The sequence below is a fragment of the Micromonospora sp. NPDC049004 genome, assembly GCF_040649315.1.
Classification (GTDB): domain Bacteria; phylum Actinomycetota; class Actinomycetes; order Mycobacteriales; family Micromonosporaceae; genus Micromonospora.
Genome location: NZ_JBEZFG010000010.1, coordinates 279,756 through 303,187 on the forward strand (window position 1 = coordinate 279,756; position 23,432 = coordinate 303,187).

At 72.9% G+C, this 23,432-nt stretch carries 26 protein-coding genes and 1 riboswitch; of the genes, 19 read left to right on the plus strand and 7 right to left on the minus strand.

Annotated elements, in window-relative coordinates; all coding sequences use genetic code 11:
* Positions 1–2 precede the first annotated feature (2 nt).
* Complete coding sequence (fmt, locus tag AB0B97_RS27725) at positions 3–929, plus strand: methionyl-tRNA formyltransferase (protein ID WP_357497727.1); 927 nt, start codon at positions 3–5, stop codon at positions 927–929.
* Entirely contained in the window at positions 926–2,362 is a 1,437-nt protein-coding gene (locus AB0B97_RS27730; RefSeq protein ID WP_357497729.1) for a transcription antitermination factor NusB, read from the plus strand. Before fmt ends, AB0B97_RS27730 begins: the two co-directional genes overlap by 4 nt.
* Positions 2,363–2,479: 117 nt before the next feature.
* Here AB0B97_RS27730 and AB0B97_RS27735 read toward each other — a convergent pair whose 3' ends face one another.
* Both AB0B97_RS27735 and AB0B97_RS27740 read right to left on the minus strand, forming a co-directional pair.
* Positions 2,480–3,370: a septum formation family protein gene (locus AB0B97_RS27735; protein ID WP_234589718.1), complete on the minus strand. Its 891-nt coding sequence runs from the start codon at positions 3,368–3,370 to the stop codon at positions 2,480–2,482.
* 84 nt (positions 3,371–3,454) lie between these two features.
* Positions 3,455–4,345: a septum formation family protein gene (locus AB0B97_RS27740; RefSeq protein WP_357497731.1), complete on the minus strand. Its 891-nt coding sequence runs from the start codon at positions 4,343–4,345 to the stop codon at positions 3,455–3,457.
* A 253-nt stretch (positions 4,346–4,598) separates the two neighbouring features.
* Between AB0B97_RS27740 and rpe the strand changes: the two genes are divergently transcribed.
* From rpe to ribH, 7 genes are all read left to right on the plus strand, one after another.
* Positions 4,599–5,279 (plus strand): ribulose-phosphate 3-epimerase, encoded by a 681-nt coding sequence (gene rpe / locus AB0B97_RS27745; RefSeq protein ID WP_357497733.1) that lies wholly within the window; start codon positions 4,599–4,601, stop codon positions 5,277–5,279.
* 1 nt (position 5,280) lies between these two features.
* Entirely contained in the window at positions 5,281–6,237 is a 957-nt protein-coding gene (locus AB0B97_RS27750) for a response regulator (protein ID WP_357497735.1), read from the plus strand.
* A 78-nt stretch (positions 6,238–6,315) separates the two neighbouring features.
* A riboswitch (FMN riboswitch) is annotated at positions 6,316–6,486 on the plus strand.
* Between the two features lie 161 nt (positions 6,487–6,647).
* The gene (gene ribD / locus AB0B97_RS27755; RefSeq protein ID WP_234589740.1) at positions 6,648–7,709 is read left to right on the plus strand and encodes a bifunctional diaminohydroxyphosphoribosylaminopyrimidine deaminase/5-amino-6-(5-phosphoribosylamino)uracil reductase RibD; all 1,062 of its coding nucleotides are present in this window, start codon (positions 6,648–6,650) and stop codon (positions 7,707–7,709) included.
* A gap of 1 nt (position 7,710) precedes the next feature.
* Positions 7,711–8,349 carry a riboflavin synthase gene (locus AB0B97_RS27760; protein WP_357497737.1) on the plus strand — a complete coding sequence of 213 codons (639 nt, stop codon included), beginning with the start codon at positions 7,711–7,713 and terminating at the stop codon, positions 8,347–8,349.
* The gene (pnuC, locus tag AB0B97_RS27765) at positions 8,349–9,038 is read left to right on the plus strand and encodes a nicotinamide riboside transporter PnuC (RefSeq protein ID WP_234589744.1); all 690 of its coding nucleotides are present in this window, start codon (positions 8,349–8,351) and stop codon (positions 9,036–9,038) included. The genes AB0B97_RS27760 and pnuC overlap by 1 nt, the downstream gene beginning before the upstream one ends.
* Positions 9,035–10,300: a bifunctional 3,4-dihydroxy-2-butanone-4-phosphate synthase/GTP cyclohydrolase II gene (locus AB0B97_RS27770; RefSeq protein ID WP_357497740.1), complete on the plus strand. Its 1,266-nt coding sequence runs from the start codon at positions 9,035–9,037 to the stop codon at positions 10,298–10,300. Before pnuC ends, AB0B97_RS27770 begins: the two co-directional genes overlap by 4 nt.
* Positions 10,301–10,302: 2 nt before the next feature.
* Positions 10,303–10,803, plus strand: a complete 501-nt coding sequence (gene ribH, locus AB0B97_RS27775) for a 6,7-dimethyl-8-ribityllumazine synthase (RefSeq protein WP_234589790.1) — start codon at positions 10,303–10,305, stop codon at positions 10,801–10,803.
* Between the two features lie 27 nt (positions 10,804–10,830).
* Here ribH and AB0B97_RS27780 read toward each other — a convergent pair whose 3' ends face one another.
* Genes AB0B97_RS27780 through AB0B97_RS27790 form a run of 3 tightly spaced genes read right to left on the minus strand, consistent with a single transcriptional unit; the run spans position 10,831 to position 13,279 of the window.
* Entirely contained in the window at positions 10,831–11,574 is a 744-nt protein-coding gene (locus AB0B97_RS27780) for an amino acid ABC transporter ATP-binding protein (protein WP_357497742.1), read from the minus strand.
* A 2-nt stretch (positions 11,575–11,576) separates the two neighbouring features.
* Positions 11,577–12,422 carry an amino acid ABC transporter permease gene (locus AB0B97_RS27785; RefSeq protein ID WP_234589748.1) on the minus strand — a complete coding sequence of 282 codons (846 nt, stop codon included), beginning with the start codon at positions 12,420–12,422 and terminating at the stop codon, positions 11,577–11,579.
* Complete coding sequence (locus AB0B97_RS27790) at positions 12,419–13,279, minus strand: ABC transporter substrate-binding protein (RefSeq protein ID WP_357497744.1); 861 nt, start codon at positions 13,277–13,279, stop codon at positions 12,419–12,421. The genes AB0B97_RS27785 and AB0B97_RS27790 overlap by 4 nt, the downstream gene beginning before the upstream one ends.
* 133 nt (positions 13,280–13,412) lie before the next feature.
* Between AB0B97_RS27790 and AB0B97_RS27795 the strand changes: the two genes are divergently transcribed.
* The 10 genes from AB0B97_RS27795 (at position 13,413) to AB0B97_RS27840 (ending at position 22,571) form a co-directional block, all read left to right on the plus strand.
* Positions 13,413–13,676 (plus strand): phosphoribosyl-ATP diphosphatase, encoded by a 264-nt coding sequence (locus AB0B97_RS27795; protein ID WP_234589761.1) that lies wholly within the window; start codon positions 13,413–13,415, stop codon positions 13,674–13,676.
* Between the two features lie 45 nt (positions 13,677–13,721).
* Positions 13,722–14,567 carry an ATP phosphoribosyltransferase gene (gene hisG / locus AB0B97_RS27800; protein WP_234589783.1) on the plus strand — a complete coding sequence of 282 codons (846 nt, stop codon included), beginning with the start codon at positions 13,722–13,724 and terminating at the stop codon, positions 14,565–14,567.
* Between the two features lie 170 nt (positions 14,568–14,737).
* Positions 14,738–15,211, plus strand: a complete 474-nt coding sequence (locus AB0B97_RS27805) for a PH domain-containing protein (protein WP_355136426.1) — start codon at positions 14,738–14,740, stop codon at positions 15,209–15,211.
* Positions 15,212–15,601: 390 nt separating this feature from the next.
* Positions 15,602–16,249, plus strand: coding sequence for a translation initiation factor IF-3 (gene infC, locus AB0B97_RS27810; RefSeq protein WP_357497747.1), 648 nt, complete (start codon positions 15,602–15,604; stop codon positions 16,247–16,249).
* A gap of 20 nt (positions 16,250–16,269) precedes the next feature.
* On the plus strand, positions 16,270–16,464 hold the full coding sequence (gene rpmI / locus AB0B97_RS27815) for a 50S ribosomal protein L35 (protein ID WP_007458415.1): 195 nt from the start codon (positions 16,270–16,272) through the stop codon (positions 16,462–16,464).
* Positions 16,465–16,496: 32 nt separating this feature from the next.
* Positions 16,497–16,889, plus strand: a complete 393-nt coding sequence (rplT, locus tag AB0B97_RS27820; protein ID WP_091087503.1) for a 50S ribosomal protein L20 — start codon at positions 16,497–16,499, stop codon at positions 16,887–16,889.
* Between the two features lie 83 nt (positions 16,890–16,972).
* Positions 16,973–17,770, plus strand: coding sequence for an RNA methyltransferase (locus tag AB0B97_RS27825; protein WP_357497749.1), 798 nt, complete (start codon positions 16,973–16,975; stop codon positions 17,768–17,770).
* Positions 17,771–17,987: 217 nt separating this feature from the next.
* Positions 17,988–19,055 (plus strand): phenylalanine--tRNA ligase subunit alpha, encoded by a 1,068-nt coding sequence (pheS, locus tag AB0B97_RS27830; protein ID WP_357497751.1) that lies wholly within the window; start codon positions 17,988–17,990, stop codon positions 19,053–19,055.
* A 40-nt stretch (positions 19,056–19,095) separates the two neighbouring features.
* A complete protein-coding gene (gene pheT / locus AB0B97_RS27835) occupies positions 19,096–21,645 on the plus strand; it encodes a phenylalanine--tRNA ligase subunit beta (RefSeq protein WP_357497753.1) in 2,550 nt (849 codons plus the stop codon).
* Between the two features lie 269 nt (positions 21,646–21,914).
* Positions 21,915–22,571 (plus strand): NAD(P)H-dependent oxidoreductase, encoded by a 657-nt coding sequence (locus tag AB0B97_RS27840; RefSeq protein ID WP_357497755.1) that lies wholly within the window; start codon positions 21,915–21,917, stop codon positions 22,569–22,571.
* Here the strand turns inward: AB0B97_RS27840 and AB0B97_RS27845 are convergent.
* Positions 22,514–23,050 (minus strand): hypothetical protein, encoded by a 537-nt coding sequence (locus AB0B97_RS27845; protein ID WP_357497757.1) that lies wholly within the window; start codon positions 23,048–23,050, stop codon positions 22,514–22,516. The genes AB0B97_RS27840 and AB0B97_RS27845 overlap by 58 nt on opposite strands.
* Positions 23,040–23,432, minus strand: a complete 393-nt coding sequence (locus AB0B97_RS27850) for a carboxymuconolactone decarboxylase family protein (RefSeq protein ID WP_357497759.1) — start codon at positions 23,430–23,432, stop codon at positions 23,040–23,042. Before AB0B97_RS27850 ends, AB0B97_RS27845 begins: the two co-directional genes overlap by 11 nt.

Consider the following 23,432-nt stretch of genomic DNA (forward strand, 5'->3'; position numbering starts at 1 on the left):
GGATGCGTGTGATCTTCGCCGGTACGCCGGCGGTGGCCGTACCCGCCCTGGCCGCCGTCGCCGCCTCCCGGCACGAGCTGGTCGCCGTGGTCACCCGGCCCGACGCGCCCGCCGGGCGGGGCCGTGGCCTGTCCCGCTCCCCGGTCGGCGCGTGGGCCGACGAGCACGGCATCGAGGTGCTCACGCCGGCCCGCCCCCGCGACCCGGAGTTCCTCGACCGGCTGCGCGAGCTGTCCCCGGACTGCGTGCCGGTTGTCGCCTACGGCGCGCTGGTGCCGCCGGCGGCCCTGGAGATCCCCCGGTACGGCTGGATCAACCTGCACTTCTCGCTGCTGCCCGCCTGGCGGGGCGCCGCGCCCGTGCAGCACGCGGTGCTGCACGGCGACGAGCTGACCGGCGCCAGCGTCTTCCAACTGGAGCAGGGCCTGGACACCGGCCCCGTCTTCGGCACCCTCACCGACGAGATCCGCCCCGGCGACACCTCCGGCGACCTGCTGGAGCGGCTCGCCGACTCCGGCGCCGGGCTGCTGGTGGCGGTGCTCGACGCGATCGCCGACGGCACCGCGCGGGCCGAACCGCAGCCCGCCGACGGGGTGTCACTGGCGCCGAAGCTGACCGTGGAGGACGCCCGGGTGCGCTGGAGTGACCCGGCCTTCGCCGTGGACCGGCGGATCCGCGCCTGCACGCCGGCCCCGGGCCCGTGGACGACCTTCCGGGACGAGCGGGTCAAGCTCGGCCCGGTCGCACCGGTGCCCGACGGCCCGGACCTGAAACCGGGGGAGCTGCTGGTGGAGAAGACCCGGGTGCTGGCCGGCACGGCCACCGTGCCGGTGCGCCTCGGTGAGGTCCGCGCCGCGGGCAAGCGCGCCATGGCGGCCACCGACTGGGCGCGCGGCGTCCGCGTCAGCGCCGGCGAGGGCCTCGCGTGACGGCCCCGGAGGGGACGCGTCCGTTCCGAGGCGGTTCGTCCGCCGGCCGCGGCGGCGACCGCCGGCCGACCCGGCCACCACTGGACCGGCCACGACGCGTGGCGTACGAGGCGGTGGCGGCCGTGCACCGCGACGACGCCTTCGCCAACCTGGTGCTGCCCACCATCCTGCGCGAGGAGGGGCTGTACGGCCGCGACGCCGCGTTCGCCACCGAGCTGACCTACGGCACCCTGCGCCACGTCGGCACGCTCGACGCGATCCTCAGCGACGCGTCCGGGCGGGACGTGGCCCGCATCGACCCGCCGGCGCGCGACGCGCTGCGGATCGGGGCGTACCAGCTGCTGCACACCCGGGTGCCCCCGCACGCCGCCGTGTCGTCGACGGTGGACCTGGTCCGCTCGGTCGCGCCGGGCGCCGCCGGGTTCGCCAACGCGGTACTGCGCGAGGTGTCCACCCGCGACATCGACGCGTGGGTGGCCAAGCTCGCCCCGCCGATCGAGACCGACCCGGTCGGGCACCTGGCGCTGGCGTACAGCCACCCGCAGTGGATCGTGCGGGCCTTCTCCGAGGCGCTCGACGGCGACCTGGGCGAGACCGCCCGGCTCCTGATCGAGGACAACGAGCGTCCCCCGGTGCACCTGTGCGCCCGTCCCGGCCTCATCGACCCGATCGAGCTGGCCGACCAGGTCGGCGGCGCCCCCGGCGCCTTCTCGCCGTACGCCGTCTATCTGCCCGGCGGTGCGCCGGGCGACGTGCCGGCGGTGGTCGACGGTCGCGCCCACGTCCAGGACGAGGGCTCCCAGCTCGTGGCCGCCGCGCTCGCCGACGCGCCGCTGGACGGCCCGGACGGGCGCTGGCTGGACCTGTGCGCCGGTCCGGGTGGCAAGGCCGGCCTGCTCGGCGCGTTGGCCGCGCAGCGCGGCGCCCGCCTGACCGCCGTGGAGGTGGCCGAGCACCGGGCCCGGCTGGTGTCCCAGGCGACCCGGGGTCTGCCGGTGACGGTGGTGGCCACCGACGGTCGTGAGGTCGGCGCCGACCCGAAGCTGCCGGAGGGCCACTTCGACCGGGTCCTGGTGGACGCCCCGTGCACCGGGTTGGGCTCGCTGCGTCGCCGGCCCGAGTCGCGCTGGCGCCGCCAGCCCTCCGACCTGCCGCCGCTGACCCGGCTCCAACGGGAGTTGCTGGGCGCGGCGCTGCGGGCGGTCCGACCGGGTGGGCTGGTCGCGTACGTCACCTGCTCGCCGCACACCGTGGAGACGCACGTGACGGTCACCGAGGCGGCTCGCCGCAGCGGCGTGTCGGTGGACTTCGTCGACGCCCGACCGTTGCTGCCGGCCGGCATGCCCGGCCTGGGCGACGGCCCCACCGTGCAGCTCTGGCCGCACCGCCACGGCACCGACGCGATGTTCCTCGCCGTCCTGCGCAAGGGCTGACCCGTCCTGCGCGAGGGCTGACCCGTCCTGCGCGAGGGCTGACCGCCGGCCCGCGTACGGGCTGAACGCGACACCGCACCCGGCCGAGCCGGCCGGGTGCGGTCGTGCCGGTCGGGTTCAGGTGACCGGGAGGCCCTTGTCTCCGGCGTTCTTCATCGAGCGGGTCAGGTTCCGGTCGCTGATCCAGAGGAAGCACTGCACGCCACGGTTGCCGTTGCGCCACTCCTGCTCGTACGGCTGGTAGTAGATCGTTCCGGCGCGGAAGTCGAGCTGCGAGTTGTCGGGCACCTTGGCGTACTTGGCCGTCACCGACTGGCACGCCCGGTGGGTGCGCTTGGTGGTGCGGTTGAACTCCGCGTAGCTGATGTCCGGGGCCTGCCAGATCCCGACGAACTCGGCGTGGTGCTTGGCGGTGCAGGACACCGCCACCATCTCCTCGATCTTGTCCTTGTCCAGCTTGGGGTTGAAGCAGCGGTACGCCAGCGGCGACGCGCCGGTCAGGGCGCCCCGCAGGCTGCCGGTGCGCAGGTCGACGGCGGTGTCGTCGATGCTGGCGATCTCGGTGACGTCACAGCGGTACCAGCGGGCCCCGCCGGCCCAGGCGGCCGGCGAGGGCAGTACGACGGCCAGCCCGAGGCGCCCGGAGCGCCAGTTGGCGCCGAGGGCCTTGTTGACCTCCGTCTCGCAGCCGGCCTGCGCGGCCCGCATGCCCACCGAGCCGGGCGGCGGAGGTGTGCCGCGGTCGGTGCCGGGGCCGGTGAGCGTGCCGACGTGCAGGGTCTCCACCCGGTGCGACTCGGCGCACTCCATCGGGTTGTAGCCGCTCAGGAAGCCGACCTGCTGGGAGGAGTGGTGGCAGACGCCGGCGGTGGGGACGAACTGCTGCGCCGCCACGGGCGCCGGCCAGTCGTCGATGAGGTCACTGTCGACTCCGGCGGGTGCGCCACAGCCGGTGAGCGCCAGGGCCACCGCCGCGCCCCCGGCAATCGCCGTCAACCACCGTCGCATCGTCGACCTCCCGCCGCTGGTGAGCTCCGGACGGCCCCCAGCCGGCCGGTAGCGCCACGGCGCAGCAGCATACGGCACCGGGACTCAGATCGCCGGCAGTCCCTCGGGGCCGACGCCGCGCATCGAACGGGTGAGTTTGCGGTCGTCGCTCCACAGGAAACAGCGCACCCCCCGGTCACCCTCCTCCCATTCCCGCTGCGACGGTGGGTAGTAGATGGACCCGGCCCGGTACGGCAGGTCGCTGTTGTTCGGCACGGCCGCGTACGTGGCGATCAACGCCATGCAGCGCCGGTGCGCCTGCTCGCCCGAGCGGGTGAACTCGGCCCAGCTCATGTCCCGTTCGGAGTAGACGCCGACGAACTCGGCGCGGTGCGGCTCGGTGCAGAGCACCGGGGCCATGTAGTTGAGGTTGTCGCCGATCAGCTTCGGGTCGAAGCAGCCGTGGGTCAGCGGGGTGTCGCCGATCAACGCGCCGCGCAGGCTGCCGACGCGGTTCACCGGCCGGGTGTTGTCGATGCTGTCGGTCTCGCTGAGGTCGCAGCGGAACCAGCGCGCCCCGCCGGTCCAGGCCGGGCCGCTGGGCAGCGAGAGCGTGAGGGTGAGCCGGGCCGTGTGCCAGTCGCCGCCGAGCACCTCCCGGGCCCGCTGGTCGCACTCGGAGCGGGCGGCGCGCAGCGCTGTCGAGCCCGAACCCGGTCGGGTGCCGGCCTGCGCGGCCGTGCCGGTGAACGTGCCGACGTGGATCGCCTCGGCGAGGTGGCTGCGGGCGCAGTCGACGGTCTCGTACGTGCTGGCCTGCACGACCGAGGTGATCCGGGGCAGGCAGGTGTCGGTGGCGGGGGTGAACGGCCGCGGAACCCGCAGTGCCGGCCAGTCGTCGGTGAGGTCACCGTCCGCGCCTCGCGCCGGCCCGCAGCCGGCCAGCAGCATCGTCGTGATGCCGATCAGCGCCAGCGCTGGAAGCCACCGTCGCATCGTCCGCCCTCCCGCGAGCTGGCGACCGGTCACCGCGCCCCGCGGCGCGACCCCGGCGGGCGTGCAGCCTACGGCACCGTCCCGCTTGGAGTGTCGTCCCGTTTGGGTCGATCGGCCAGCCACTGATGTCTGTTCGTCCGAATCGATGGCCCGGACCGGCTCATTCTGCACTACTGGTCACTGCTGGGTCACAGCGTGTCGGAGTTGGTGCCGTGCTGCGGGCGGCGGGTGGCCGCGTTCGTACACTGGCCCCGTGACCGTACCGCCGCCGATCGTCGCGCCGAGCATCCTGGCCGCCGATTTCGCCCGCCTCGCCGAAGAGGTCCGTGCCGTCGAGGACGCCGCGGACTGGTTGCACGTGGACGTGATGGACAACCATTTCGTGCCCAATCTGACCATCGGGCTGCCCGTGGTGCAGAGCCTGCGAGCCGCAACCACGATGCCGTTCGACGTGCACCTGATGATCTCCGACCCGCGCCGGTGGGCCCCGGGCTACGCCGACGCCGGGGCGTACAACGTCACGTTCCACGTCGAGGCGGCCGACGACCCGGTGGCCCTGGCCAAGGACCTGCGCTCGGCCGGCGCGAAGGCCGGGCTGGCCATCGACCGGGACACCCCGATCGAGCCGTACCTGGAGCTGCTGCCCAGCTTCGACACCCTGCTGATCATGACGATCAAGGCGGGCTTCGGCGGGCAGCGGTTCATCCCGCAGCTGTTGGACAAGGTCCGTGCCGCCCGTCGACACGTCGACGCCGGCCATCTGGAGCTGCGCATCGAGGTGGACGGCGGGATCGCCGCGGACACCATCGAGCAGGCGGCCGCCGCCGGGGCCGACGCGTTCGTGGCCGGCACCGCCGTCTACGGCGCCGCCGACCCGGCCGAGGCGGTCCGGCACCTGCGGGCTCTCGCGGAGCGCGCGGCGCCCGGGGCCTGAGGTGGAACCCGAGGTCGACCGCAAGGACATCATCCTCGTCGTCGACGACGACGAGGACATCGCCCGGTTCGTCGAGTTCAACCTGCGGCTGCACGGCTTCGAGGTGATCCACGCCAGTGACGGCCAGGAGGCCCTGGAGGTCATCGAGCGGCAACGGCCGGACCTGGCCGTGGTCGACCTCATGATGCCCCGCATCGACGGTCTGGAGCTGACCCGACGACTGCGCGCCGACCCGATGACCTCCGCCCTGCCGGTGATCATGTTGACGGCGAAGGGGATGACCGTGGACAAGGTCCACGGCCTCAGCGCCGGCGCCGACGACTACCTGGTCAAGCCGTTCGACACCGCCGAGCTGGTGGCCCGGGTGTCCTCGACGCTGCGCCGCAACAAGGAGTTCCGGGAGGTCTCCCCGCTGACCGGGCTGCCCGGCAACAGCCGGATCCGTCGGGAGATCAGCGACCGGGTCCGGCACGGGGTGGACTACGCGGTCGGCTACATCGACATCGACCGGTTCAAGAGCGTCAACGACCGGTACGGCTTCGTCCGCGGCGACGACTTCATCTCGGCGCTGGCCCGCAGCCTGCACCGGGCGGTGGTGGCGGTGGGTCTGCCGCCGGCCTTCCTCGGCCACGTCGGCGGCGACGACTTCGTGATCGTCTGCGCGCCGGACCAGGTCCGCCCGCTGACCTCCCGGGCGGTGGTCGACTTCGAGAAGTCCGCCGACACGCTCTACGACCCGACCGACCGGGAGCGGGGCTTCGTCGAGCTGAAGGACCGGCGGGGCACCATCCGCCGGGCGGCCCTGGTCACGCTGTCCATCGGGGTCTCCCTCTCCGACGCCGGCAAGCGGTTCACCGACCCCCTGGAGGCCATCGCGGTGGCCTCGGAGATGAAGACGGTCGCCAAGAGCCAACCCGGGTCGTACGTGGCGGTGGACCGGCGGCGCGGCGTCACCTGACGCGTGATCCCGCTGTGAAGTAGCTCGCCTGGATAAGGACACACCGCGTTCGGCGTGTAAGACTGCGAAGTACCCACCACGCGCTGGCGGGACTCGGTGAAATTCCGAACCGGCGGTGATCCACGGTCCAACCGTGGTCAGCCCGCGACCCGGACGGCTCTGCCGCCCGGTGGACCTGGTGAAAATCCGGGGCCGACGGTTGGGGGCGGTTCGTCCGCGCCCAGACAGTCCGGATGGGAGACAGCGCGCGGGACGGACGGGTCCGAGCCGGCCGCTGGCTTCAGCGTGCCGTGCCGCCCATCCGGGTCGGCTGTGCCGTACCCGGACTCCGCCGCCGCCTGCCCGCGGCCCATGCCGCCTCCCTGACCGCCCGCGCGCGGACCGGCGAGTGAGAGGGCAGGGAAAGGGCGATGGCCAGCGTCTCCGTCGATGAGGCGATGCGGCGTGCGATCGAGCTGGCGGCTCGCGGGCTGGGCACCACCAGCCCCAATCCGGTGGTCGGGTGCGTGCTGCTCGACGCCGACGGCGAGGTCGTGGGGGAGGGTTTCCACGCCTACGCCGGTGGGCCGCACGCCGAGATCGTCGCGCTGGCCCAGGCCGGCCCGCGCGCCGAGGGCGGCACCGCGGTCGTCACTCTGGAACCCTGCGACCACACCGGCCGCACCGGCCCCTGCAGCACCGCGCTCGTCCAGGCCGGGGTGTCCCGTGTCGTCATCGCCGTACCCGATCCGAACCCGGTGGCCTCCGGTGGCGCCGCCACGTTGCGCGCCGCCGGGGTCCAGGTGGATCTGGGGGTACGTGGCGACGAGGCCGAGGCCGGCAACGTCGCGTGGTTGACCTCGATGCGCCGGGGCTGGCCGTACGTCATCTGGAAGTACGCCGCCACGGTCGACGGCCGGTCCGCCGCCGCGGACGGCACCAGCATGTGGATCACCTCCGAGGCGGCCCGGATGGACGTGCACGCGTTGCGCGGCACCGTCGACGCGGTCGTCGCCGGGGTGGGCACCGTGCTCGCCGACGACCCCCGGTTGACCGCCCGCAACCTGCGTGACGGCAGCCTGGCCATCCGGCAGCCGCTGCGGGTGGTGGTGGACAGCTCGGGGCGTACCCCGGCCGACGCCCGGGTCCGCGACGGCGCCGCGCGGACGTGGGTCGCGACCGCGGCCGAGGTGGGTGCGGGCCCGGACGGCCGGGTCGACCTGTCGGCGCTGCTCGCGGCGCTGCACCAGCGCGGGGTTCGCGCGGTGCTGCTGGAGGGCGGCCCCCGGCTGGCCGGCGCGTTCCTGGCCGCCGGCCTGGTCGACAAGATCGTCGGGTACGTCGCGCCCCGGCTGCTCGGCGCCGGCCCCACCGCCCTGGTCGACGCGGGAGTGACGACCATCGCTGAGGCCATCGATCTGGAGTTCGTCGACGTTACGCAGGTCGGTCCGGATCTCCGGATCACCGCTTTGCCCCGCAAAAGGGAGGGCTGACATGTTCACCGGCATTGTCGAGGAGTTGGGGGAGATCGTCCGGGTCACCGCCACGGCTGACGATTCGGCGCTTGTCGCCGTGCGCGGCCCGTTGGTCACCTCGGACGCCCGCCACGGTGACTCCATCGCCGTCAACGGCGTCTGCCTGACGGTGGTGGACGCGGCCGACGGCATCTTCACCGCCGACGTGATGGGCGAGACCCTGCGCCGCTCGGCGCTGGGCGCGCTGCGGCCCGGCGACCCGGTCAACCTGGAGCGGGCAGCGGCACTGGGCAGCCGCCTCGGCGGGCACCTCGTGCAGGGCCACGTCGACGGTGTCGGCGAACTGATCTCGCGGGAACCGGCCGAGCAGTGGGAGACGGTGCGGTTCCGCCTGCCCGCCGCCCTGGCCCGGTACGTGGTGGAGAAGGGCTCGATCACCATCGACGGTGTGTCGCTGACCGTGGCCGAGGTCGGCGCGGACGAGTTCGCCGTCGGGCTGATCCCGACCACCCTGAAGCTGACCACGCTCGGCGCGAAGGGCGTCGGCGACCAGGTCAACCTGGAGGTCGACGTGGTGGCCAAGTACGTCGAGCGGCTGCTCGGCGCCCGGCTCACCGACGCCTCCGGGGCGACCCCGAGCACACCCGGGGTGGCCTGATGGGCCCCCTCGGCTGGCTGCTCGACGCCCAGGTGCAGGTGGCCGGCTCGCCGGTGCTGGCCCGGGAGATCGTCGGCAACGTGTTCGGGCTGGTCTCCGCGCTGCTCGGGCTGCGCCGGCTGGTCTGGGCGTGGCCGGTCGGCATGATCGGCAACGCGCTGCTGTTCACCGTCTTCCTCGGCGGGGTGTTCGCCACCCCGCAGGCCCACGACCTGTACGGGCAGGCCGGCCGGCAGGTGTTCTTCTTCGCAGTCAGCGTCTACGGCTGGTGGCGGTGGCGCCGCAACAGCCGCCTGGACGCCGACCACGCCGCGGTGCTGCCGCGCTGGGCCACCGGGCGGGAGCGGCTCGTGCTGCTGCTGGCCGCCGTCGTCGGCACCGCAGTCGCGTACCCGGTGCTCAAGGCGCTGGGCTCGTGGGGCCCGCTGCCGGACGCCTGGATCCTCACCGGCAGCCTGCTGGCCACCTACGGCATGGCCCGCGGCTGGGTCGAGTTCTGGCTGGTCTGGATCGCGGTGGACGCGGTCGGTGTGCCGCTGCTGCTGCGCGGCGGGTTCTACCCGTCGGCGGCCATGTACCTGGTCTACGGCGCCTTCTGCGCCTGGGGCTTCGCCGCCTGGTGGCGCACCTCGCGTGCCACCCGGCCGGCCGCCGCACTCCCGCCCACCTACACGGAGGCCGTCGCATGAGCAGCTTCGCCGATATCGACGAGGCGATCGCCGAGATCGCCGCCGGGCGGCCGGTGGTCGTGGTCGACGACGCCGACCGGGAGAACGAGGGCGACCTCATCTTCGCGGCCGAGCGGGCCACGCCGGAGCTGATGGCGTTCATGGTGCGCCACACCTCCGGGTACGTGTGCGTGGCGGTGACCGAGAGCGAGGCCGACCGGCTCGACCTGCCGCCGATGCACCACACCAACCAGGATCGGCGCGGCACCGCGTACACGGTGACGGTGGACGCCCGCGAGGGGATCAGCACCGGCATCTCGGCGGCCGACCGCGCGCACACCAGCCGGCTGCTCGCCGGCGCGGCGACCGACCCGACCGACCTGGCCCGGCCCGGGCACGTGGTGCCGCTGCGCGCCCGCGAGGGCGGGGTGCTGCGCCGACCCGGGCACACCGAGGCGGCGATCGACCTGACCCGGCTCGCAGGTCTGCGCCCGGCGGGCGTGCTCTGTGAGCTGGTCAACGACGACGGCACCATGATGCGATTGCCGGACCTGGAGAAGTTCGCCGCCGAGCACGGCCTCACGCTGATCACCATCGCCGACCTGACCGCCTACCGGCGGCGTACCGAGAAGCAGGTCGAGCTGGTCGCCGACGCCCGGATGCCGACGCGGCACGGGGTGTTCCGGGCGCTCGGCTACCGCGCCGAGCACGACCCGGCCGAGCACGTCGCGATGGTGCTCGGTGACCTCGGCGACGGTCAGGACGTGCTGGTCCGGGTCCACTCCGAGTGCCTGACCGGGGACGTGTTCGGCTCGCTGCGCTGCGACTGCGGGCCGCAGCTGGACGCCGCGCTCGCCCGGGTCGCCCGCGAGGGCCGGGGCGTGGTGCTCTACGTGCGCGGGCACGAGGGACGCGGCATCGGCCTGCTGCACAAGCTGCAGGCGTACCAGTTGCAGGACCAGGGACGCGACACCGTGGACGCCAACCTCGACCTGGGTCTGCCGGCCGACGCCCGCGACTACGGCACCGGCGCGCAGATCCTGTACGACCTGGGCGTGCGCTCGATGCGGCTGCTGACCAACAACCCGGCCAAGCGGGCCGGGCTGGAGGGCTACGGGCTCACCGTCACCGGCCGCGAGAGCCTGCCGGCCGGCGCGCACCCGGAGAACCTGCGCTACCTGCGCACCAAGCGGGACCGGATGGGTCACCTGCTGGACGAGTTGGACGAGGTGTCCGAGGCGCCGCTGGGGCGTCCGGTCGCCGACGACGAGATCGGAGCATGACGATGGCGGGTTTCGGCGAGCCGGGAGTCGAGGCGGTCGACGCCGCGGGGCTGACCGTCGGGGTGGTGGCCGCACGCTGGCACGGCGACCTGACCGACCACATGCTGGAGCGTGCGGTCGCCGCCGCCGAGGCGTGCGGGGCGCGGTCGGTGGTGGCGCGCGTCGCCGGCTCCGTCGAGCTGCCGGTCGTCGCCCAGGCCCTCGCCCGCCGCTGCGACGTGGTGGTCGCGCTCGGCGTGGTCGTGCGGGGCGCCACCGCCCACTTCGACTACGTGTGCCGGTCGGTCACCGACGGGTTGACCCGGGTGGCCCTGGACGAGGGCAAGCCGGTGGCGCACGGCGTGCTCACCGTGGAGACCATCGAGCAGGCCCGGGACCGGGCCGGGCTGCCCGGATCGGCGGAGGACAAGGGCTGGGCGGCGACAGTGGCGGCGCTCGACGCGGCCCTGGCCGTCCGGACCGTGGCCGCCGGCAACGCCCAGCGGGTCGGCTTCGGCGGCTGACGCCGCCGGCTCCGGTGCCGGCGAACCTCACAGGCGGCCGGCCTCGATGATGCGGCGCAGGAACTGACGGGTCCGGGCCTGCGTCGGCTCGCCGAGCACCTGCTCCGGTGGGCCGCTCTCGACGACGCGCCCCGCGTCGAGGAAGCACACCTCGTCTGCGACCTCCCGGGCGAAACCCATCTCGTGGGTGGCCAGCACCATGGTCATCCCGTCGGCCTTCAGGTCCCGGATCATCGTCAGCACCTCGCCGACGAGTTCCGGGTCCAGGGCCGAGGTGACCTCGTCGAGCAGCATCAGGCGGGGCGCGTTCGCCAGCGCCCGGACGATCGCCACCCGCTGCTGCTGCCCGCCGGAGAGCGCGTCCGGGTAGGCGTGCGCCTTCGCGCCCAGCCCCACCCGGTCGAGCAGGTCGCGGGCCTGGGCCTCGGCCTCGGCGCGGGCCCGCCCGTGCACCCGCCGGGGGGCGAGGGTGATGTTGTCCAGCACGCTCAGGTGCGGAAACAGGTTGTACGCCTGGAACACCATGCCGATCCGCCGGCGGACCCGGTCGGCGTCCACCCGAGGGTCGGAGATGTCCTCCCCGTCCAGCTCGATGGTGCCGTCGTCCACCTCCTCCAGGAGGTTCACGCACCGCAGCAGGGTGGACTTGCCCGACCCGGACGCCCCGATCAGGGCCACCACCCGGTGCTCGTCGACTGTCAGGTCGAGCCGGTCCAGCACCACGTGCCCGGCGAACTCCTTGCGCAGACCCCGGCAGCGCAGCAGCGCCATGGTCAGCCTCCCGACTGGCGACGGGCCGAGCGCAGCGTCACCCAGTCGGTGACGGCGATCAGCGGGATCGCGAGCAGCACGAACAGCACCCCGGCCACGACGTACGGCGTGTAGTTGAACGACTGGGCGGTGGCGATCTGCGCGGCGCGGACCGCGTCGATCGGGCCGGCGAGCGAGACCAGCCCGACGTCCTTCTGCAGGGCCACCACGTCGTTGAGCAGCGGCGGGGCCACCCGGCGCACGGCCTGCGGCAGGACGACGTGCCGCATCGTCTGCCGGTAGGTCAGGCCCAGCGAGCGGGCCGCGGCGAGCTGGCTGGGGTGCACCGACTCGATGCCGGCCCGGAACACCTCGGCCAGGTAGCCGCCGTAGGTGAGCACCAGCGCGAGCCCGCCGAGCACCAGCACCGACGGCATGCCCCGCAACCGCAGCCCGGGCACGCCGAGGGTGAGCAGGTAGAGCACGATGATCAGCGGCAGACCACGGAAGGTGTACGTGTAGCCGGCTGCCAGCGCCCGCACCGGGAAGAAGACCGGGCCGCGCAGGGTCCGCAGCACGGCGATCACCAGCCCGAGCAGCAGCGCGCCGGCCGCGCAGCAGACCAGCAGCCGGACGTTGAGCCAGAGCCCGTCCAGCACTGCCGGCAGCGCGTCGGCGCCGATCTCCGGGTCCAGGAACGACTGCCGGACCCGGTCCCAGCCCGGAGCGCCGGTCACGGCGACGACGAGCAACGTGCCGAGCGCCGCCGTGGAGAAGGCGGCGATCAGCACGCTGCGCAGGCTCTGCCGACGCCGGTACGCCGACCGGCGCAGCTGCGCCGCCGACGGGGTGTGCTCCCGCGGCGTCACTTCAGCTCGGCCGCCCCCGCCACCTGCGCGAGCCACTTCTGCTCCAGCTCGGTGAGCGTGCCGGCCTCGCTGAGCTGACCGACGGCGCCGCTGACGCAGCGGGTCAGCGGCGAGTTCTTGTCCAGCAGCAGCCCGAACGCCTCCGGTACGCCCACCTGCGGCACCTGACCGACGATCGTCGCGTCGGTGACCTCCGCGCCGGTGATGTAGAAGGCGGTCGGCAGGTCCACCACGAGCCCGTCGATCTGACCGTTCTGCAGAGCCTTTTTGGCGTCGTCGTTGCTGTTGTAGACCTGCGGCTTCGCGGTCGGCTTGATGACGTCGGTGATCGCCTGGTAGCTGGTCGTGCCGACCTGGGCGCCGAGCCGGGCGCCGCGCAGGTCGGCGAGCGTCGTCTTGCCGGCGATCTTGGAGGATTTCAGCGCGATGACGGTCTGCCGCACCAGGTAGTACGGGGCGGAGAAGTCCACCGCCTGCTTGCGCTCCTCGGTGACGGAGAACTGGTTGATGTCGAAGTCGAAGTTCTTGGGGCCGGGCGCGATCGCGGTGTCGAACTTGACCCGGGTCCAGGTGACGTCGCCCCGGGCGTAGCCCAGCTTGTCGGCCACCGCGTACGCGACGGCGGCCTCGAAGCCCTCGCCGCTGTCCGGCTTGTCCTGGCGGAACCACGGCTCGTAGGCCGGCTGGTCGGTGGCGATGGTGAGCTTGCCCGGCGTACGGGTGGGCAGGCTGTCCTTCGTGCAGGACGCCGAGGCGGTGACGGTGGGTGTCGGTTCCTCGTCCTGTGGCGCGCATCCGGCGGTGGCGACGACGGCGCCGGCGAGGGTGAGCGCGACAAGGTGTGAGCGGCTGGCCATGGCGGACAGCGTAGAGGTCCATGGGCGTCGATCGAAGATTTTCCCACCATGATGGTAGGGAATTGTCCGCCTGCTGGGTCGCGGTGGACCCGGACTCGGAGCGCCGGCCCGGCGGCTGGAAGAATCGCCTCCCGTGAAGACGTTCGAGGAGTTGTTCGCCGAGCTGCAGGCCAAGGCCGCCGCCGGCACCCCGGGCTCGGGCACCGTCGCCGCGCTGAACAAGGGCGTGCACTTCATCGGCAAGAAGGTTGTCGAGGAGGCGGCCGAGTCGTGGATGGCCGCCGAGCACGAGGGGCCGCAGCGCACCGCCGAGGAGATCTCCCAGCTGCTCTACCAGGTCCAGGTGCTGATGCTCGCCAGTGGTCTCGAACTGAAGGACGTCTACCGACATCTGTGAGTGCGCCCCGTCGTTGATCAGACCCGATCGAAGGAGCACTCCGTCATGTTGCGTGTCGCCATCCCCAACAAGGGCACCCTGGCCGAGCCGGCCGCCCAGATGCTGCGTGAGGCGGGCTACCGCCAGCGCACCGACCCCAAGGACCTCGTCTGCCGCGACGAGGCCAACGACGTCGAATTCTTCTACCTGCGTCCCAAGGACATCGCCACCTACGTCGGCTCCGGTGACCTCGACCTCGGCATCACCGGCCGGGACCTGCTGATCGACTCGGCCGCGCCCGCCGAGGAGGTCGTCGACCTCGCCTTCGGCCGGGCCACCTTCCGCTTCGCCGCCCGCCCCGACGACATCGCCTCGGTGCGGGAGCTGGGCGGGCACCGGATCGCCACCGCGTACCCGGGGCTGGTCGAGCGGCACCTCGACGAGGTGGGCGTCAAGGCCGAGGTGATCCGCCTCGACGGCGCCGTGGAGAACGCCGTACGCCTCGGTGTCGCCGACGTGATCGCGGACGTGGTGGAGACCGGCGCGACCCTGCGTCAGGCGGGCCTCGTGGTGTTCGGCGAGCCGCTGCTGCGCTCGTCGGCGGTGCTGGTCCGTCGCGCCGGCGCACCGGCGCACGCGCAGGCCGAGCAGTTGCTGCGCCGCCTGCACGGCGTGCTGGTGGCCCGCCGCTACGTGATGCTCGCCTACGACGTCCCGGCCGGTCTGCTGGACCGGGCCAGCGGGTTGACCCCGGGCATCGAGTCGCCCACCGTGTCGCCGCTGCACCGGGAGGGCTGGGTGGCCGTGCAGGCCATGGTGCTCCGCGACGACGTGCACCGGATCATGGACGAGCTGTACGACCTGGGCGCCCGCGCCATCCTGGTGACCAACATCCACGCCTGTCGCCTCTGAGCGCCCCGGGACCGCTGGAACGGGGGTGTCCGCCCGCCCGGGACACCCCCGTTTCGCCGATCTCGAGTGGATCACCCGCGCCGCGCCGGCACTGGCGCGTCGCGGGATGCTGAGTGGTGGCTCGGCGGGTGGTGCGTCTGCGGGGCGAGCACGGGTGGCAGACTGGTGGGGTGAGTGACACCGAGCTGGTCCGTCTCAAGCCCCGCCGCATCCGGGTGGTGTGCTGGTCGGCGGCGGTCGCGCTGGTGGTGGTGTTCGCCGTCGTTGCCACCTCGCTGAGCGGGCCGACCGGCGACGGCTACGGCAGCTTCCAGCGCGGCGATCAGATCGCCATGATCGGCCTGGGCATCTTCGGGGCGCTGGGTTTCCTGCTGTTCACCCGCCCCCGGGTGGAGGCGGACGCGCGGGGCATCCGGGTGCGTAACGTGATCAGCTCGTACGAGCTGCCCTGGGAGGTTGTCCGGGGGGTCCGTTTCGACAGGGGTGCGCCGTGGGCGAGCCTGGAGCTGCACGACGACGACCTCCTGCCGATGGTCGCCCTGCAGGCGGCCGACAAGGAGCTGGCAGTCGACGGGGTCCGTGCCCTGCGCCGGCTGCACGAAGCCCACCTCAACCGCCTCGCCCAGCGCGCCGCCGGCAGCTGACCCCGCCGCTCGGCGCCCGCCACCGTCGGCCCTGCTCCAGACGCGCCACTGTCGGCGCTGCTCACGGGCCGGGTGCCCGGTTTGGGGGCGAGCGAGGCGGCGGTGTATTGTTGTCGAGTCGACCAGGCTGTCTCCGCATGCGAGCAGACAGCCTTGAAAGCGGAGCGCCTGCTCCCACCCGAGTCGCCGCCACGGTGGCCGGGTCCGGTCACCGGTTCCGGGCACGTCCCGGTTCCGGACGTGTGATCCTGTGATCGCGCCGACCGGTCGAGCGGGCCCTGGCATGCGCCGGGGCCTTCTGCTTTCCGGGTCGGTTCCCACCCGGGAGCCGCAGGGGTCGGCGACAGAGCAGAAACGACTCGAGGAGGCCCCATCAGCGTCGAACCACGCGTGAACGAGCAGATCCGGGCACGTGAGGTCCGACTGGTCGGCCCCGAGGGTGAGCAGGTGGGCATCGTCCCGCTGGAGCGCGCCCTTCAGCTGGCCGCGGACGTCGATCTGGACCTGGTCGAGGTTGCGCCGATGGCGCGCCCGCCGGTGTGCAAGCTCATGGACTTCGGCAAGTTCAAGTACGAGAGCGCACTCAAGGCGCGCGAAGCGCGGCGTAATCAGCAGCAGACCGTCATCAAGGAAATGAAGCTCCGTCCGAAGATCGACCCGCACGACTACGAGACCAAAAAGGGTCACGTGGTGCGGTTCCTCAAGGCGGGCGACAAGGTCAAGGTGACGATCATGTTCCGCGGTCGCGAGCAGAGCCGCCCGGAGCTGGGTTACCGGCTCCTGCGCCGGCTCGAATCCGAGATCACGGACCTGGGATACGTCGAGGCCGCTCCGAAGCAGGACGGTCGAAACATGATCATGGTTCTCGCTCCGCATCGGGCCGTCAAGGCCTCCGCGGTCGCCGCTACGGCGTCCCGCGGTGCACCTCGGGACCGGGGGGCGGACGAGTCCGCGCCGGTCACCGATGAGACCGCGGCGGCCGGCGAGACCGCAGCAGCCGTTGACGGTGGCACCGCCACCGAGACCAGCGGCGAGTAACAGGGGAGAAGACGTTCCACATGCCGAAGATGAAGAGCCACACGGGTATGGGTAAGCGGGTCAAGGTGACCGGCAAGGGCAAGATCGTTGCCCAGCAGGCCGGCCTCCGCCACAACCTGGAGAAGAAGCCCTCCACCCAGACCCGCCGGCTGACCGGCACGGTCGTGCTGGCCAAGGCCGACGTCAAGCGCATCAAGAAGCTGCTCGGCCGCTGACGCGCGCCACCTTTACGTAAGAAGGAGTTGAGATGGCACGCGTCAAGCGGGCTGTAAACGCCCAGAAGAAGCGTCGTACCCTGCTGGAGACCGCGAGCGGTTACCGCGGTCAGCGCTCCCGCCTGTACCGCAAGGCCAAGGAGCAGGTGCTGCACTCGATGCAGTACGCCTACCGGGACCGTCGCGACCGCAAGGGCGACTTCCGGCAGCTGTGGATTCAGCGGATCAACGCGGGCGCCCGGGCCAACGGGATGACCTACAACCGTCTGATCCAGGGCCTGCGTCTGGCCGGCATCGAGGTTGACCGCAAGATCCTGGCCGACATGGCCGTCAACGACGCCGCCTCGTTCGCGGCGATCGTCGAGCTGGCCCGGGCCGCGGTCGCGGCCGAGGGCACCGGCGGCGCGGCGGCCCAGGCCGCCTGATCCCCACGCACCAGAGCGAGGCGTCTCCCGCGTCGGCACTGCCGTCCGGGGGGCGCCTCAATCGTGCCGGAGGAACACACACCATGGCCTTCACCCCGCGTACCCCCAGGGTTGTCGCCGCCCGCCGCCTGCAACGCCGCCGGGACCGCGACGCCGCCGGCCGTTTCCTGGCCGAGGGCCCGCAGGCGGTCCGCGAGGCCCTGGCCCGGCCGGGCGTGGTCACCGAGCTGTTCGGTACGCCCGCCGCGCTGGACCGGCACCCGGAGCTGGCCGCGACGGCGGCCCGCGCCGACGTGCCGGTCTCCGAGGTGACCGACGACGCGCTCGCCGCGCTGGCCGAGACCGTCGCCCCGCAGGGGCTGGTCGCCGTCTGCCGGCACCTCGACGTGTCGCTGGAGCAGGCCCTCGCCGGCGGCCCCCGGCTGGTGGCGGTGCTCGCCGAGATCCGCGACCCGGGCAACGCCGGCACGGTGCTGCGCACCGCCGACGCCGCCGGCGCGGGTGCGGTGGTCTTCGCCGGAGACGCCGTCGACCCGTACAACGGCAAGTGTGTGCGGGCCTCGGCCGGCAGCCTCTTCCACGTGGACGTGGTCCGCGCGCCCGACCCGGTCGCGGTGGTCGACGCGCTGCGCGCCGCCGGGCTGTCGATCTTCGCCACCACGGGGTACGGCGACGACGACCTGGACGACCTGACCGACTACGGCCGGCTTGTCGCGCCCACCGCGTGGTTGTTCGGCTCGGAGGCGCACGGCCTGCCCGAGGAGTTGACCGCCGCCGCCGACGCCCGGGTGCGGGTGCCGCTGTACGGGCGCGCGGAGAGCCTCAACCTGGCTGCCGCCGCGGCGGTCTGCCTGTACGCTTCAGCGAGAGCGCAGCGCTGACGGTGACCTTGTCGGCGCGACTGACAGCAGGGGAGAGCATCCGCCCATGAACGCGACACGGCGTTCGTTTAGCCAGCCCGCCGGTGTCGGCGGGCGGCGGGCCTGACCTGCTCCCTGCGCAACTCCTACCGGCGGGCTGCGGCACAGCCGCGCGTCCGTAGACTCGCCTAGCCGCCCGTGGAGGGCTGGCGCCGCCGTGAGGGAGTGCCCGTACGCCATGAGCTACCGCAACGATCCGTACGACCCGAAGCAGGTCGCCCTGCTCGACCCGGCCGCCCTGGCCGAGGCCGTCGCCGACGCCACGAAGGCGTTCACGGCCGCCGCCGACCCGGACGCGCTGGCCGCGCTGCGGTCGGTGCACCTGGGGGACCGGTCACCGGTCTCCCTCGCGCGCCGCGAGATCGGCGCGCTGCCGCCGGCCGCGAAGTCCGACGCCGGTAAGCGGGTCAACGAGGCCCGCCGGGCGATCGAGGCCGCGTACGCCGACCGCGCCGAGGTGGTGGAGCGCGAGCAGGCCGAGCGGGTGCTCGTCGAGGAGCGGGTGGACGTCACGCTGCCCTTCAACAGGCGTCCGCGGGGCGCCCGGCACCCGTTGAGCACCCTGATGGAGTCGATCAGCGACCTGTTCGTCGGGATGGGCTACGAGGTGGCCGAGGGGCCCGAGGTCGACCTGGAGTGGGTCAACTTCGACGCGTTGAACATCCCCGCCGACCACCCGGCGCGCGGGCTGATGGACACGTTCCACATCGCACCGGAGGGCTCCGGCCTGGTGCTACGTACGCACACGTCGACGGTGCAGACCCGCACGATGCTCAGCCGCAAGCCACCGATCTACGTGATCGTGCCCGGCCGCGTCTACCGCACCGACGAGATCGACGCCACCCACAGCCCGGTGTTCCACCAGGCCGAGGGTCTGGTGGTCGACAAGGGCATCACGATGGCGCACCTGCGGGGCACGCTGGACCACTTCGCGCGGGCGATGTTCGGGCCGGAGGCGAAGACCCGGTGGCGGCCGCACTACTTCCCGTTCACCGAGCCGTCGGCGGAGTTCGACGTGTGGTTCCCGGAGCACCGCGACGGCCCGCAGTGGGTCGAGTGGGGTGGCTGCGGCATGGTCAACCCGCGGGTGCTGCGCGCCTGCGGCGTGGACCCGGAGGTCTACTCCGGATTCGCCTTCGGCATGGGCATCGACCGGACCCTGATGGTCCGGCACGGGGTCAGCGACATCCGCCATCTCTTCGAGGGCGACGTGCGGTTCAGCCGCGCGCTCGGGACCGGGGCGTAGGCGATGCGGGTACGAGACACGGGAACGGTGGTCTGAAGTCATGCGAGTTTCTGTCAGTTGGCTGCGGGAGTACGTCGACCTCCCCGCCGACCTGCCCACCGGTGACCTGGAGCAGGCCCTGGTCGACCTCGGCATCGAGGTCGAGTCCGTGGTGGACCTGCGCGAGAGTGTCACCGGCCAGCTCGTCGTCGGCGAGGTGCGTGAGATCGAGGAGCTGACCGGCTTCAAGAAGCCGATCCGCTTCTGCCGGGTGGACGTGGGCGCAGCCAACGGCACCGGCGACCCGCAGGAGATCGTCTGTGGGGCGCGCAACTTCGCCGTCGGTGACCGGGTGGTGGTGATCCTGCCCGGCGGTGTGCTGCCCGGCGGGTTCGCGATCGGCGCCCGCAAGACGTACGGGCACAACTCGGCCGGCATGATCTGCTCGGCCAAGGAGCTGGGCCTGGGCGACGACCACTCGGGCATCATCGTGCTGCCGCCGGACGGGTCCGCCAAGCCCGGCGACGACGCGCGGCCCGTCGTGGGGCTCGACGACGTCGTGTTCGAGCTGGAGATCACCCCCGACCGGGGGTACGCGCTGAGCCTGCGCGGCCTGGCCCGGGAGCTGTCGCACGCCTTCGACGTGCCGCTGCACGACCCGGGGATGGCGCCCGCGCCGGGCGGCACGCCGACGCCGGCGTACCCGGTGGAGGTCCGCGACCCGGTCGGCTGCGACCGGTTCACCGCCCGCCTGGTCCGCGGCGTCGACCCGAACGCGCCCACCCCGTCGTGGATGGCTCAGCGCCTCGTCACCGCCGGCATCCGCAGCATCTCGCTGCCCGTCGACATCACCAACTACGTGATGCTGGAACTGGGCCAGCCGATGCACGCGTTCGACGCCGACCGGATCGCCGGGCCGCTGGTGGTCCGCCGCGCCGAGGCGGGGGAGAAGCTGACCACCCTGGACGGCGTCAACCGGGTGCTCACCGCCGACGACATGGTCATCTGCGATGACACGGGTCCGATCTCCCTCGCCGCGGTGATGGGTGGCGAGACCAGCGAGGTCGTCACCGGCGGCACCACGAACGTGCTCTTCGAGGCGGCCCACTGGGACCCGGCGATGGTCGGGCGCACGGCCCGCCGGCACAAGCTGTTCAGCGAGGCCGCGAAGCGCTGGGAGCGGGGCGTCGACCCGGCCGTGGCACTTGTCGCGCTGGAACGTGCCGTGCGGCTGCTCACCGAGCACGGCGGCGGCACGCCGAGCGCCGAGATCCTGGACATCGACCACGTCCGGCCGCGTACCCCGATCACCCTGCCGGCGGACCTGCCGACCCGCCGGGTCGGCGTCGAGTACCCGCCGGCGCGGGTCGTCGCCCTGCTGGAGCGGGTCGGCTGCACCGTCGCGCAGGGCGCGGACCGGTTGTCCGAGGACCCGGGCGCCGTGGGCGTGGCCAGCGGCGCGCAGGTGGCGCTGAGCGTCACCCCGCCGACCTGGCGACCCGACCTGACCGACCCGGCCGACCTGGTCGAGGAGGTCGTGCGCCTCGACGGGTACGACCGGGTGCCGTCGGTGCTGCCCACCGCGCCCCCCGGTCGCGGCCTGACCCCGCGCCAGCGTCGCCGCCGGGCCGTCGCCGGATCGCTGGCCGAGCGGGGGTACGTCGAGGTGCTCGCGCACCCGTTCGTGTCGCCGGAACTGGCCGACCAGCTCGGCCTGCCGGCCGACGACAGCCGCCGGCCCGCGGTGCGCCTGGCCAACCCGCTGTCCGAGGAGGAGCCGCTGCTGCGCACCACGCTGCTCGGCCCGCTGCTCGGCATCCTCAAGCGCAACCTCGGCCGGGGTCACCGCGACCTCGCCCTCTACGAGATCGGCGCGGTCTTCCACCCGCGCCTCGGCGCCGGCAGCCCGCCCGCCATGGGGGTGGACCGCCGCCCGACCGACGCGGAGTTCGCCGCCGCCGACGCGGTGGTGCCGGCGCAGCCGGTGCACGTCGCGGCGGTGCTCACCGGTGACCTCGACCCTGCCGGCTGGTGGGGCGCGGGTCGACCGGCCGGCTGGGCGGACGCCATCGAGACAGCCCGCGACGTGCTCGACGCCGCAGGTGTCACCGGCGAGCGGGTCGAGGTGCGGGCGGCCGAGTACGCGCCGTGGCACCCCGGCCGCTGCGCCGAGGTGCGCGTCGACGACGCGGTCGTCGGGCACGCCGGCGAGCTGCACCCGACGGTGGTGGCGGCGCTGGAGCTGCCCCGGCGCACCTGCGCGCTGGAACTCGACCTCGACGCGCTGCCGCCGACCCCGGTGACGCCCGCGCCGACGGTGTCCGGCTTCCCGCCCGCGTTGATCGACGTGGCCCTGGTGCTGGACGACTCGGTGCCGGCGGAGCAGGTGCGTCGTGCGCTGGAGGCGGGCGCCGGTGAGCTGCTGGAGGACGTCCGGCTGTTCGACGTGTACTCCGGCGCGCAGCTCGGCGAGGGTCGCCGGTCGCTGGCGTACAAGCTGACGTTCCGGGCGCCGGACCGGACGCTGACCGTCGAGGAGGCGGTCGCGGCACGGGACGCGGCGGTCGCCGTCGCGGCGGAGCGCCTCGGCGCGACGTTGCGCGGCGCGTAACGGGATCGGCCCGTCCCCACACCGCGATCGCTCTGCCGGCGCACCAACGATCAAGGCCCTGACCTGGTGGTTCACACCGGGTCGGGGCCTTTTTCGGGTAGGGCTGCGGCTGTTCGGCAGCCGGTAGGTTGCGGTGCAGGTGCCCGGGGGATCCGGTGGCCTGCCGCTATGCTTTGACAATCGTCAATTCCGTCTCCGGGTGCGGCCACCCGGGCGTCTCCCGGCGGCCGGTGCCGAGTGACGTCCAGCGGACCGGGGAGGCCCCTCGAATGAAGATCGTTGCGTTGTCCTGCACCCAGAAGCGTCTGCCGTCGATGACCGACGCGCTGCTGGAGGCGGCGGTCACCGGCGTCGTTCGGGAGATCGATGACGCGGAGATCCAGCGGATCCGGTTGATCGACCACCGCATCGCGATGTGTGAGGGCGAGGACACCTGCCTCGACCCCGAGGTGGGCCGGTGCACGATCGACGACGACTTCGAACGGGTCGTCGAGCTGGCCGAGGGCGCGCGGGGGATGCTGCTCGCCATGCCGGTGTACGCGGGCAACGTGCCCGCGGTGCTGAAGATCTTTCAGGAACGCCTGAAGAGCTCCATGAACGCGCGGCACCGTCCGCTCGGCAACCTGCTGGTCGGGACCATCGTCCATTCGCGCACGATGCTGACCGAGCCCGCCCTGGGCTCGCTGTTCCCGTGGTATCTGCGGCTCCGGAACAAGAACGTCGCCTCGGCCTGCTTCACCCAGAACGATCACCCCGACCTGACCCGCACCGCTGCGTTCGACCTGTGTGTGGCAGTGGGCCGACAACTCGGCATGTCGCTCGCCGGCAGCGGGTCGCCGGGCGACGACCGTCCGGCGCTGCCGTTGGTTCAGCCCTCGTCACGTCCGCGCTGCGGTGACCCGGTCGTGCCCTCTCCCGCCGCGTGACGAGACTCCGCGCGCCACGTGCACCCGTCGCCCGCCTGATCGCACGACACCGTGACGTCCGGCTCCACGTAGCGGGCGGCGATGGCGGTGTGGAGTTCCTGGCAGTACGAGCACGGTGACGAGAACGTGAGGACGACGCCGGCACGGGCGGCCTGTCGGCGGTAGCGCAGGATGCCGCAGTCGGCGTTGCGCAGGACGGTGCCCGAGGGCTCCGGCTCCCTGGTCACCGCCGAGTCGTACAGCAGCAGTTGACGCTGAAGCCGGGTCATGAAGTGGTCGGTGGCGGAGACCCCGGCGGGCCGCTGCTCTCGCAGCAGCTTGGCGGTGATCCGGGAGTTCGCCCGGATCCAGGCGGCCAGGCCTTCCTCGCCGTGCTCTCCCAGGATGAACTCCTCCGCTGCCGCCTGGGCCTCGAAGAACCGCTGGCGCCACAGGTCGACCTTCTCGGCCGGGTCGAAGGGGAGCGGCTCACCGGTCATCGTCGGCGGCCGTCCCGTTGTCGCCGTCCAGTTCGGCGAAGACCTCCTGGGCGACGCGCAGCCCGTTGTTGGCGACCGGCCAGCCACCGTAGTAGGCGAGCTGGATGATGACTTCGACGATCTTCTCCCGCGACATCCCGAGGTGCAGCGCCGCGCCGATGTGGCCGCGCAGCTCCCAGTCGGTGCGCGCCAGCGCGACAGCTGTCAACGCGACAAGTTCGCGCTCCTCGACGCTCAGGTGCGGACGCGTCCAGATCTCACCGAACAGGTGGTCGACAGTGATCCGCAGGAACTCCGGGTAGGAACCCGGGCGCGGCTCGCGGCCGAAGACCTGCTGAAACATGGCCTCACCCCGCTCGTGCCGGGTAGACGGCTGATTCAT